A 12,368-nucleotide genomic window follows, 5' to 3' on the forward strand; every position below is an offset into this window, starting at 1 on the left:
ACCTAAAAATATATAATAAGAATGTGAATTTAAGAAACAGTTTACTTCTATAACTTTGTTATTTAATCATATCGAATAGGGGGCATCATACGTCCCAATTCGGTAAATATCTTTCGCAAATTCGCACAAATCACCACTACGCACATAAAGATTTCCAAATTCTACTGAACTCTAGCACTACCGACTCGATATACATAATAAGAAGGAAAGATGACAGCATGAATACAAATCATGAAATGAAACGTACGCATAAATTGTATAAACCTAAATATATGCCAGGTCTTGATGGCTTTAGGGCTGTTGATGTACTAGCCATCATTATTTATCATCTCAATAGTCAATGGCTGATAGGGGGATTTCTCGGTGTAGACACGTTCTTCGTCATATCGGGATATCTCATTACTTCGTTGCTCGTCTCAGAGTATTATCTCAATCAAGGTATCAATCTTGGACAATTCTGGCTGCGACGCTTTAAGAGGTTGATACCTGCACTATTCTTTCTTATCGTGATTACACTCGTCTATATATTGATATTTGAACCGAGTATTATCACTGAAACGAAGAAAGATGTCTTAGCTGCGTTGTTCTACGTGTCGAACTGGTGGTATATCTTCCAACATTTAGATTACTTTGATCAGTTCAAGATAGCGCCGTTTAAGCATTTATGGTCATTAGCGATTGAAGAACAATATTATGTTTTCTATCCAATCATTCTTTATTTATTGTTAAAGCTGAATAATAAGAAACTCGTCATGTCCATTCTCTTCATTATTTCTTTAGTGTCGATGTTGACGATGGCAATATTGTTCCATCTTCATCACGATATTTCGCGCGTCTACTTCGGTACGGATACGCGTCTTCAAACGTTGCTATTAGGTTCGCTTTTAGCATTTTTATGGCCGCCTCTTTTAGTCTCAAGAAAGATATTTCCAAAGGTCTGAAGTCGAGTATTGATATCATAGGTTTAGTCAGCACAGTAGTTCTACTCGTGCTCTTCGTCGTGGTGAAATATGAGAGTAGTTGGCTTTATCACGGCGGATTCTACGTGATTTCACTACTCACGTTGTTGGTCATTGCGAGTGCAGTGCATCCTTCAGGTAACTTTGCGAAAGCGATGGGTAATCCACTCTTTGTCTATATAGGTAAAAGGTCTTACAGCCTCTATTTGTGGCATTTCCCTGTGATTGTATTTACTCATAAACATTTCGTAGCCGGACAAATTCCGTGGTACGCCTATGTGATTGATATCGCGCTCATGTTAGCAATGACGGAATTATCCTATCATTGTATAGAGAATCCGATTCGCCGCAAAGGTTGGAAGGCTTTCTCTATTAATCCAATTAAAATCAAGCGTTTCGGACGTGGACTTATTTTACTCGTCTTCGTAGCTTCGATTGCCTTACTCTATACTGGGCGTTTCGACTCACTTGCTTCTAAACACAACGAGAAGAAACAAACATCATTTAGCAGTAACAAGAAAAAGCTGCATCAACATCAACCGACAACAGGTCCAAAGATTAATAAAGATACGAAGAAACTCGATTTGAAAAAGATTGAACCATTGTTAATTGGTGATTCCGTAATGGTAGACATCGGGCAAGTCTTTCAAGATAAAGTGCCGAAAGCAGTGATCGATGGTAAAGTAGGGCGCCAACTCATTGAAGCGAAACCACTCGTCCAAGGTTCGTATAGTAACTATAATTCACCGAAACAAGACGTTGTTCTTGAACTGGGAACGAATGGTGACTTTACGAAAGCACAACTCGATGAACTCATCGGAACTTTGAAAGATGCCAACATCTATCTTGTGACAACACGTGTGCCTAGAGATTATCAGAACCATGTAAACAGTGAGATTCACGCCGCTGAGAAACGTTACAAAAATGTACATGTGATCGACTGGTATGCGAAATCTGCGAACCACACGGAATATTTCGCATATGATGGCATCCATCTTGAATATGATGGTAGTAAAGCTCTAGCTCAAGCGATCATCGACAAACTCACTGAAGTGCATAAACAAGAACAACAATAAAATAACAGTACATGTTGAAACTGCAACGCATTCTTTTGCACCACAAGGCTAAATCTGTTATGTTTAAATCAAATAAATCATTAAACTACTAGGGGAGCTAGTAAGCTGAGATGACGGTATGTCAGACCCTTATAACCTGAATTGGTTAGTACCAACGTAGGAAAGTAGTATTTTAGCCTTAATATCAATATGTTTCTGTCTAAAACTACATTCCTACGTTGGAATGTAGTTTTTTTATTAGGAGGCATAATGATGAAGTTTTCCGAAGAATTGAAAGAAGCATCACAACCTATTATTGAGGATATTTACAATGATCCTTTTATCCAAGATATGTTACACGGCAAATTGCCTAATGAAGCGGTTTATTTCTATCTCAAAGCAGACGCATCTTACTTACGTGAGTTTGCGAATATCTATGCATTACTCATACCTAAAGTTCCAAGTCTCGACGAAGTGAAATTCCTCGTTGAGCAGATTCAATTTATCGTCGATGGCGAAGTTGAAGCGCATGAAATCTTAGCGGATTACGTGAACAAACCTTACGAAGAGATTGTGACTGAAAAGGTGTGGCCACCGAGTGGCGATCACTACATCAAACATATGTATTACAATGCTTATGCGAAAGAGAACGCAGCGCATACGATAGCAGCGATGGCACCATGTCCATACGTTTATCAAGTCATTGCGAAGAGAGCGCTCAATGACAATGCACTCAATCGTGATTCTGTATTAGCAAAATGGTTTGAGTTCTACAGTACAGAAATGGATGACTTAGTCGATGTGATGGATAAATTAATGGATCAATTAACTGCCGATATGGATGACAAAGAACGTCAAGAAGTGAAAGAAAGTTTCTTACAAAGTACAATTCACGAACGCAATTTCTTCGGTATGTCTTACAACCAAGAAGCGTGGAACTATGGAGGTCAAACGCATGAATAAGCCTAAGATTGCATTAACGATAGCAGGTACCGATCCTACAGGCGGCGCAGGAGTTATGGCAGATTTGAAGTCTTTCCATTCTTGTGGCGTATACGGAATGGCGGCGATTACGAGTATCGTCGCTCAGAACACGATGGGGGTTCAACATATTCATAACCTCGAGCTGGATTGGCTTCAAGAACAGTTAGATAGCGTTTTTGATGATGAGCTTCCTCATGCAATCAAGACAGGGATGATTGCCTCAGAAGACATGATGAAATTGATTCGTCAATATTTAGAGCGTTACCCTGATATTCCTTACGTCATTGATCCTGTGATGTTGGCTAAAAGTGGCGACTCATTAATGGATGATCAATCGAAAGGCAATTTACAGAACATTTTACTACCACTCGCAGATGTAGCGACACCGAACTTACCTGAAGCGGAAGAAATTGTAGGAATGAAGATTGAATCTGAAGATGATGTCTATAAAGCGGGTCATATCTTTATAGATGAAATCGGCAGTAAAGGTGTCGTAATTAAAGGCGGCCATGCCACAAGTCGTACACATGCGAAAGACTATTTATTCACACGAGATGATGTCTACACGTTTGAATCCCCACGCTATGATACGAAACATACACATGGCACAGGCTGTACTTTCTCAGCAGTGATTGCTGCAGAACTTGCGAAAGGGCGTACGATATATGAAGCTGTGAAGAAAGCGAAAGACTTTATTGCCTTGAGTATTAAGTATACGCCAGAAATTGGCCAAGGACGCGGCCCGGTAAATCATTTCGCGTACATGAAGAAAGAAGGCTTAGATGATGAGTAAGTTAGATCAATTACGAGAGAATCATCCATTAACTGTGTGCTACACGAATGATGTGGTGAAGAACTTTACAGCGAATGGATTATTGAGCATAGGTGCAAGTCCTGCTATGAGTGAGGCGCCAGAAGAGTCAGATGCCTTTGCGCAAGTGGCAGGTGCTTTATTAATTAATATCGGAACGGTGACGCAAGCACGTGGTGAAGACATGTTAGCGATTGCTCATACCGCGCAATCGAAAGACTGCCCGATTGTCTTCGATCCCGTTGCAGTAGGGGCTTCGAAGTTTCGTAAGTCCTATTGCAGTAAATTCTTGAAAGTGGTTCGTCCAACAGTCATTAAAGGTAACGCTTCAGAAATTCTGACGCTCCTTGATTCTGACACGACGATGAAAGGGACAGATAGTGCAGATGATTTAGATGCTGTGGATATCGCTAAGAAAGCGTACGACAAGTTTCACACAGCGATTGTGATCACTGGCGAGAAAGATGTCGTAGTTCAAGAGGGGCGTTGTTTCGAGTTAGCAAACGGTTCACCTATACTTGCGAAAGTGACAGGTGCAGGTTGCTTGCTCGGTGCAGTCATCGCAAGTTTCTTACAACGTGACCGCCACCCTGATGCAGAATGTTTAATAGAGGCAGTGAGTGCATTCAACATTGCGGCAGAACAGGCAGAAGCTTTAGCGAACGACGCAGGTCCAGGTACTTTTAAAATGCACTTTATCGATCGTTTATCTCATGTCTCAAATAAAGATCTTGAACAGTGTCAGCAAGTGACAGAGGTGTCATGATGTTTAAAGCTACGGATTTAAAAGTTTATTTTATTTGTGGTACACAAGATATTAAAAGTGAGCGTACGATTCATGAAGTGTTGAAGGATGCGCTTGAAGCGGGGATTACGTTATATCAATTTCGTGAAAAGGGGCCGGCCTCTCTCCAAGGTGAGAAGAAACGTCAACTTGCCGAAGAACTCCTGGCGCTCTGTCATCAATATGACGTCCCTTTTATCGTCAATGATGATATCGAGCTTGCTAAAGCTATTGACGCTGATGGGGTACACGTGGGTCAAGATGATGCCGCTGTAGCAGAATTTGCTTCTGAATTTGAAGATAAAATCATCGGTTTAAGCGTTGGCAATGTTGAAGAGTATCAGCATTCTGATTTGACGCATGTGGATTATATTGGTGTCGGTCCGATGTATGCGACGCAATCTAAAGATGATGCCAATGCACCGGTGGGACCAGAAATGATTCCAACACTTCGAGAATATGTAGGTGATTTACCTATCGTCGCGATTGGCGGTATTGCCACTAACAATGCACAAGACTGCTTCAAAGCAGGTGGTGACGGCGTTTCTGTCATTTCTGCAATCGCGCAAAGTAATGACATTCGAGGCACTGTTGCAAATTTCTTACAAAGTGCGAAAGAATCTCAGTAAATCGCCAGTTTTTGTTTTCTACTTCTATACTTGTATGATAGAATAAGCTTTGTGTGAATATATCGTTAGAGGTGGAAAAATGAAGAGAAAAGCGCTACTACCTTTGTTAGGTGCAATGTTATTGTTGGCAGGGTGTGATTATTCTAAACCCGAGAAGCAACATGGCTTTTTCTACAATACATTTGTACATCCAATGGATCAGCTCTTGCACTGGTTAGGTACGCACTTTAATGACAACTATGGTCTTGCGATCATCGTCATTGTATTAGCGGTTCGTATCGTCTTACTTCCTTTCATGTTATCAAACTATAAAAATAGTCATATGATGCGTGAAAAAATGAAGATTGCGAAGCCGGATATTGATGCAGTTCAAGAGAAAGTGAAACGTTCACGTACGCAAGAAGAGAAGATGGCAGCAAACCAAGAAATGATGGAAATTTATAAGAAATACGACATGAACCCAATGAAGAACATGTTGGGCTGTCTACCAATCATCATTCAAATGCCTATCATCATGAGTTTATTCTTCGTACTGAAGTATCACCCAACAGGCGGTGGCTTTACAGCACACCCGCATTTCTTATGGTTCAACCTTGCAAAACCTGACATTTGGATTACAATTATTGCCGGTGTACTTTACTTCTTACAAGCATACGTTTCAAGTATGAGTATGCCAAGAGAGCAGAAACAAATGGGCTACATGATGATGATCATTTCACCAATTATGATTATCTGGATTTCTTACAGTTCATCTTCTGCATTAGGTCTGTACTGGTCAGTCAGTGCGGCATTCTTGGTTATTCAAACATTTATCGCAAACATCCATTATTCTAAAGTTGCGCAACGTGAAGTACAGCCTATGATTGATGCTTATAATAAAAACAATGCTGACAACAAGAAAAAAGGTAAAAATACGCAAGTTGTTTCTAATAAAAAGAAAAAATAATGCATATGAGATAAAGAAAGAGTGGAATTTCAAGCGAAATTCCACTTTTTTTGGTGCTAAGAAGCGAGAAAGGGGACGGAAACCACATTAACGCCCTGAATAATCTACATACAATTACTCTCACTCTGATTCCTCACTCACTTTTTATACAACTGTGATTTATCGAAATTCCATTCAGTCAGAAATGTTTCTACAAACTGTTTCATAAACTGATGACGTTGTTCCGCTAATGCACGACCACTTTTAGTATGCATTAAATCACGTAGCTTAAACAATTTCTCATAAAAATGTTGAATAGCAGAAGGGGAAAGGGATTGTATTTCGTCCTCAGACGTATGCTCTAATTGGTCGAAAGTCGCGTTACCCGTCCACATTGCTTCGCCACTATGACCTGCATATTGGAACGTACGTGCAATGCCAATCGCACCTAAGGCATCCAATCGATCTGCATCTCTCACAATTTGTCCTTCGAGCGATAACGCTATCTCGTTATTGCGCCCGCCACGATAACTCATATATTGAATGATGTGGCGTATATCCTCAATTTCTGCGTGAGTCAATTCAATTTCACTTAAGAAACGCTGAAGTTGTTCAATCGCATCCTGCTCTCTAAACAGTTTCTCATCCACCGTATCATGCAATAAAGCTGCCAAATGAATCACATGCGCATCCGCTGACGCATCTTCTTGATCTGCGAGATGGAGCGCCAAACTCACTACACGATAGATGTGCGCAACATCATGACCTGAGGCATCATGTTGATGAACTTCTTTCATATATTGCTCAGCACGCCAAATTTGTTCTGTCTTTTCCATAATATAGGTTTCAACTCCTTTGAAGTTCGGTCATGTTTAATTGTTGTCATTATAAAATAGGTGAGAGCAACTGAGCGATACCTTCTTTAAATTTAATCCATAAACTACGCTGTTGATACAAATCTTTCGTTAAAGGGTAGGATACTTTCATGTCATTTTCAAAAATATGACGTAAACGCGTTGCTATGTCACGGTCGTAAATAAAGGCGTTAATCTCAAAGTTTAACGTAAAACTGCGATGATCGATGTTTGTCGTACCTACGCTTGCCACCTCATCATCAATGACCATCGTCTTAGCGTGGAGGAAGCCGTTGTCATAATGATAAATGTTTACACCAGCTTCGATGAGAGATGCAACGTTATTATAAGTCGCCCAATAAACGAAGGGGTGATCCGGTTTGTTAGGTATCATAATATTAACATTCACACCACCTAAAGCTGCAATCTTAATCGCATCTAGAAAGGCTTGGTCAGGTATAAAATAAGGCGTTTGAATATAAATAGAATATTTCGCTGCTGAAATCATCTTTAAGTAACCATATTTAATTTGTTCCCAAAATTCATCAGGACCGCTCGACGCAATCTGCATACCGATATTTCCACCAGACTCGACATCAGGGAAGTAACGCTCATCGTACTTAAGTGTGTCACGGAAAGATTGGGCATTCCAGTCCAACATAAAGCGTAGTTGCAGAGCGTTTACGGCATCACCCGTCACACGAAGATGCGTATCGCGCCAATAGCCAAAACGTTTCTTCTTACCGAGATATTCGTCCCCGACGTTAAAACCACCAACATAGCCGATCATACCGTCAATCACAACAATTTTACGATGGTTTCGATTATTCATGCGCAAGTTAATCAGCGGTAATTTCGATGGGAAGAATGCTTCGACCGCGCCACCTTTTTGACGGAAACGTTTGAATGCTTTGACGGATAAGCCACGGGATCCCATATCATCATATAGCATCTTCACTTCGAGTCCTTCGTCCAATTTATCTTCCAAAGCTTGTAGAATCTTTTTACCTAAATTGTCATTTCTGAAGATATAATATTGAATATGTATGTAGTGTTTTGCGGCGTAAATATCTTTCAACAACGCATCAAATTTATCATGACCATCTGTATAGATATCGATGTGATTGTCATTGGTGAAGAAAGCGCCATTATTGTAGAGCAACATTTGAATCATATCTTTAAATTTAACGATAGACGGGTTGTTTTTAGAAAAATCACCTCGACGAAGCTCTTCAAGTTGATCATTGATAATCATTTGAAGTCCGACTTCGTCCTTTTTATCTAGCTTGAAAATGTGCTTACGTTGAATCTGTCGGCCGAAAAGTAAATAAATAATAAAGCCAATTAACGGCAGGAACACGAGAACCAAGATCCAGGCCCAGATCGCACCAGCTTGACGACGCTCCATAAAGATAATCGTAAAGGCAAACACTAAGTTTAAAATAAACGCGCTAATTAAGACGATATTAATAATCAAGTTGGTCGATGGGAACACGTTGTACATAAACTCTAACAATACTTTAACCTCCTTTATATAACAGTTTGTAGACATCTTCTAAAAGTTCTATATTATTGTAACATGATATATTATGATGTTCACTTGACTTATACGGGTGCGGGGTATACGATAGCTCCGTATTAGATTATCACTAGGGGGATTGTTATGGATCGTGCGCATCATTCTGAACAGACCAAAGCAAATTTGAAGTCTCGATTAAATCGGATTGAAGGACAAGTGAGAGCCATTAATCGCATGATTGATGAAGATGTCTATTGTGATGATGTACTCACACAAATTAGAGCGACACGTTCAGCGTTAAATAGTGTTGCCACGCAATTGTTAGACCATCACATGAAAGGTTGCATTCTGAACAAAGTAAATAAAGGTGAAGAAGAGGAAGCGATGGAAGAACTGCTCGTCACATTTCAGAAATTGATGAAAGATTAAGTAAGAAAGGAGCTAATACAGATGGAAACCAAACACGTTTATACAGAAACCATTTCTACGCAAGATCAAATCGAAGAATTAAAGCACCTCTTATCTAATATGATTGGTGTGAGTGAGGTAGATATTGATGGTGCGAAAGGGGATATTACGGTTACCTTTGAAACGCCTGCGAATTTGAATGCGATTGAGAAAGAAATTTATGATGCAAGTTATACGATTCTTTATTAAAAATAGATCAAAAGCGGATACCGCAAGCACGATTGATAAATTCGTTAATCCTTTGAAATTTGCTAGCTGAATCACACTTTTAGCGGCAACACTTCTTCTCTTTTACCATCCTCGTTGTTTAGAAAAAAGCTTGCTTATCTACATAAAATTGTCGATTATTTAAATGAAAAATATTTTTTCCAAAAATAATGTAGTAATTCGGAGTGAATTGGGGTAGTATAGAAAGTAAGGAGTTACAATGAGGAGTGATGATATGACGAAACGTAATAGTAAAGTTCAAAATGTAGTTAAACTATTATCATCATTAGGTGTCAACATTAAAAAGACGAAATCACGTCTCGAAGTGATGCAAACTTTACCTACCACAGTAAAGGCAACAAACAAATTGAAATAATTTGGTAACGTCATAACGAACTATTCATAATGAGTTCGAGTTGCCACTAGCAATAGCTTAATTGTCGCGTGCTATAGTTAGTAAGGCTTATTGACCTGCATCAATATATGATACATCGCTTCGTTTAATTATAGGTCTAGCTTCCGGACGGGAACGTATGATACATACGTGGAACTAGAGCTTGTTCAATCGCTAAAAAACCTCTCAATGTGAGTGAGACATTGAGAGGTTTTTCTCTATTTATTAAAGATCAAACGTGAGCATTTTAATATATTAGCCATTCACTAACTTATAGATTTAGTTGTTTGGTTTCGCTTCTGAATAAGCTTTCGGCATGTGATAAGAAATTGAAAGTAAGACGCCGATACCGACCATCAGACTCCACAGTGAACTACCGCCATAGCTAATAAATGGCAGCGGAATACCTGTAATCGGTAAGAGTTGAATCGTCATTCCAATGTTCTGTAGGACATGGAAGAGAATTAATGTCGCATAACCAATGATGAAAGTCTTGTTGTAAGAAAATGTATTGTTTGCTGCTAAACGTGAAAGGTAGAAGATAAATCCAAGGAAGAGCAGCAACAGTACGACCGCTCCTAGGAATCCGAACTCTTCACCCACAACTGAGAAGATAAAGTCAGTGTGGTTCTCAGGGATGTAAACTTCACCGTGGTTGAATCCTTTACCAAATAGTTGACCTGAACCGATTGCTTTCAGAGATTCGGTGAGGTGATAACCGTCGCCACTGCTATAAGTATACGGGTCAAGCCAAGAGTTGATACGACCGAGTTGATACGTCTTGATACCGACCATGTTCTCAATCAACGAAGGTTTGAAGATAATGGAAAGAATAATGCCGCCGCCCACGACGATAGCCGTGATAAAGATAGGGGCAAGAATTTTCCAAGTAATACCGCTGACAATCAAGACACCAGCGATGATCGCACAAAGTACGAGCGTTGTCCCTAAGTCATTTTGTAGCAGAATGAGTAACATTGGAACGATTGAGAGACCAATAATTTTTAATAGAAGTTTGAAATCAGTCTCGATGGACTTGTTAAAAGTAAATTTATGGTGTCGCGTAATCAATTTCGCCAACGCGAGAATTAAGATGATCTTCATAAATTCAGAAGGTTGGATGCTGATAGGACCAAGCGCATACCAACTCTTCGCGCCATTGATGATTGGTGTGATGGGTGTTTCTGGCATAACAATGAGTAACAAGAGCATTGCACATAGAATGCCGTACATTAAATAGGTATATTTCATTAACTTCTTAGGTGAAATAAACATGATGAATAGGGCGATGATAAACCCGAATATGTAATATAAGATTTGTCTAATACTGAAGTTTGCACTGTATTGACCGCCGCCCATCGCAGAGCTGATGATGGTCACACTGATCAGCGCAAAGACGATAAGAAATAGAATGATAATCCAGTTCACTCTTTGAATCCACGAATTATGTTTCGTTTGACGTGACGTATTCATATTGAACCCCTTTATTGCTCGATAGTTTCTAAGTTATTAGTATATCCTGATTTTATCGAACTTTGTATTAATTTGCTAGAAGTAGGGGTATAAGAACAACTAGAATTTTAAAAATCACAACTCAACGACGAACAATATATTGTATAATTTAGACAAGTTGGTAAATGCAACATACATGCTAAACGTGATATGATGTAGTTTAAGAATTGATTATGGAGGCTAAGTTATGGCTAAAGAAAATATTTGTATCATCTATGGAGGGAAAAGCGCAGAACACGACGTATCTATGCTCACTGCGCAAAACGTGCTCAATGCGATAGACAAATCGCACTATCACGTCGACATCATTTACATAACAAATGAAGGTGACTGGAAGAAGAAAGAAAACATTACTGAAACCATCTCAAGTACTGACGAACTCGATTTACAAGATATCGAAAGTGGCGATATCTCACGTCTATTATTAGAGACACACGACGACCAACCTTATAGTGCAGTCTTTCCACTATTACACGGACCGAATGGTGAAGATGGCACGATTCAAGGTCTCTTTGAAGTGTTAGATATTCCATATGTAGGCAATGGTGTCCTTGCCGCTTCAAGTTCAATGGACAAACTTGTGATGAAACAACTCTTCGCGCATCGCGGTTTACCACAACTGCCTTACGTGAGCTTTCTCAGAAGCGAATTTGAAAAATACCGTTCTAATATCTTGAAACTCGTTAACGATAAATTACAATTTCCGGTATTTGTGAAGCCAGCCAACTTAGGTTCAAGCGTAGGAATTAGTAAATGTCACAATGAAGAGGAACTCGTTGAAGGAATCCAAGAAGCGTTCCAATTTGACCGTAAATTGGTAATTGAACAAGGTATTACTGCACGCGAAGTGGAAGTAGCTGTACTAGGAAATGACTATCCTGAGACGACGTTACCAGGAGAAGTGCTTAAAGACGTGGCTTTCTACGATTATAAAGCGAAATATCAAGATGGTAAGATTGAACTTTCAATCCCAGCGAAACTCGATGAAGACGTCCAACAAACGTTACGTGACATGGCTGTTGAAGCATTTAAAGCTACAGATTGTTCAGGGTTACTTCGTGCGGACTTCTTCGTTACAGAAGACAATCAAATCTTTATCAATGAAACGAATGCAATGCCAGGATTCACACAATATAGTATGTACCCAAGTTTATGGGAGAACATGGGCTTATCTTATGCCGAGCTTATCGAGAAATTAATCTCTTTAGCGAAAGAGAAATATGAAGATAAGAAGAAGAACAAATATCAAATTGACTGAGGCGATAAA

Annotated in this window: 12 protein-coding genes, 1 pseudogene and 1 riboswitch; of the genes and pseudogenes, 10 read left to right on the top strand and 3 right to left on the bottom strand. The window is 39.5% G+C overall.

The window, feature by feature from the left end; translation table 11 throughout:
- Window positions 1–218: 218 nt before the first annotated feature.
- The 6 genes and pseudogenes from CD126_RS01615 (at window position 219) to yidC (ending at window position 6,168) form a co-directional block, all read left to right on the top strand.
- Window positions 219–2,035: pseudogene (locus CD126_RS01615) on the top strand (acyltransferase family protein).
- An 80-nt stretch (window positions 2,036–2,115) separates the two neighbouring features.
- A riboswitch (TPP riboswitch) is annotated at window positions 2,116–2,215 on the top strand.
- 72 nt (window positions 2,216–2,287) lie between these two features.
- Window positions 2,288–2,977: a thiaminase II gene (gene tenA / locus CD126_RS01620; RefSeq protein ID WP_040806042.1), complete on the top strand. Its 690-nt coding sequence runs from the start codon at window positions 2,288–2,290 to the stop codon at window positions 2,975–2,977.
- Window positions 2,970–3,791, top strand: coding sequence for a bifunctional hydroxymethylpyrimidine kinase/phosphomethylpyrimidine kinase (gene thiD / locus CD126_RS01625; RefSeq protein WP_103369932.1), 822 nt, complete (start codon window positions 2,970–2,972; stop codon window positions 3,789–3,791). Before tenA ends, thiD begins: the two co-directional genes overlap by 8 nt.
- Window positions 3,784–4,575: a hydroxyethylthiazole kinase gene (gene thiM / locus CD126_RS01630; RefSeq protein ID WP_049405720.1), complete on the top strand. Its 792-nt coding sequence runs from the start codon at window positions 3,784–3,786 to the stop codon at window positions 4,573–4,575. Before thiD ends, thiM begins: the two co-directional genes overlap by 8 nt.
- Window positions 4,572–5,222, top strand: a complete 651-nt coding sequence (thiE, locus tag CD126_RS01635; RefSeq protein ID WP_186311604.1) for a thiamine phosphate synthase — start codon at window positions 4,572–4,574, stop codon at window positions 5,220–5,222. The genes thiM and thiE overlap by 4 nt, the downstream gene beginning before the upstream one ends.
- 79 nt (window positions 5,223–5,301) lie before the next feature.
- Window positions 5,302–6,168, top strand: coding sequence for a membrane protein insertase YidC (gene yidC, locus CD126_RS01640; protein ID WP_049405723.1), 867 nt, complete (start codon window positions 5,302–5,304; stop codon window positions 6,166–6,168).
- Window positions 6,169–6,305: 137 nt separating this feature from the next.
- Here yidC and CD126_RS01645 read toward each other — a convergent pair whose 3' ends face one another.
- Window positions 6,306–6,983 carry an HD domain-containing protein gene (locus tag CD126_RS01645; protein ID WP_103369935.1) on the bottom strand — a complete coding sequence of 226 codons (678 nt, stop codon included), beginning with the start codon at window positions 6,981–6,983 and terminating at the stop codon, window positions 6,306–6,308.
- Window positions 6,984–7,032: 49 nt separating this feature from the next.
- Window positions 7,033–8,505, bottom strand: a complete 1,473-nt coding sequence (gene cls, locus CD126_RS01650) for a cardiolipin synthase (protein WP_103369942.1) — start codon at window positions 8,503–8,505, stop codon at window positions 7,033–7,035.
- 159 nt (window positions 8,506–8,664) lie between these two features.
- Between cls and csoR the strand changes: the two genes are divergently transcribed.
- From csoR to CD126_RS01665, 3 genes are all read left to right on the top strand, one after another.
- Entirely contained in the window at window positions 8,665–8,949 is a 285-nt protein-coding gene (gene csoR / locus CD126_RS01655; protein ID WP_049405729.1) for a copper-sensing transcriptional repressor CsoR, read from the top strand.
- Window positions 8,950–8,970: 21 nt separating this feature from the next.
- Window positions 8,971–9,177 carry a putative copper chaperone CsoZ gene (gene csoZ, locus CD126_RS01660; RefSeq protein ID WP_049405730.1) on the top strand — a complete coding sequence of 69 codons (207 nt, stop codon included), beginning with the start codon at window positions 8,971–8,973 and terminating at the stop codon, window positions 9,175–9,177.
- Window positions 9,178–9,430: 253 nt separating this feature from the next.
- Complete coding sequence (locus CD126_RS01665; RefSeq protein ID WP_088606361.1) at window positions 9,431–9,571, top strand: Lmo0850 family protein; 141 nt, start codon at window positions 9,431–9,433, stop codon at window positions 9,569–9,571.
- Between the two features lie 297 nt (window positions 9,572–9,868).
- On the opposite strand, the gene CD126_RS01670 is transcribed toward CD126_RS01665, so the two are convergent.
- Window positions 9,869–11,062: an FtsW/RodA/SpoVE family cell cycle protein gene (locus CD126_RS01670; RefSeq protein ID WP_103369936.1), complete on the bottom strand. Its 1,194-nt coding sequence runs from the start codon at window positions 11,060–11,062 to the stop codon at window positions 9,869–9,871.
- A gap of 226 nt (window positions 11,063–11,288) precedes the next feature.
- Between CD126_RS01670 and CD126_RS01675 the strand changes: the two genes are divergently transcribed.
- The gene (locus tag CD126_RS01675; protein ID WP_049405733.1) at window positions 11,289–12,359 is read left to right on the top strand and encodes a D-alanine--D-alanine ligase; all 1,071 of its coding nucleotides are present in this window, start codon (window positions 11,289–11,291) and stop codon (window positions 12,357–12,359) included.
- The last annotated feature ends 9 nt before the right edge of the window (window positions 12,360–12,368 follow it).

The sequence above is a fragment of the Staphylococcus pettenkoferi genome, assembly GCF_002902685.1.
GTDB lineage: Bacteria > Bacillota > Bacilli > Staphylococcales > Staphylococcaceae > Staphylococcus > Staphylococcus pettenkoferi.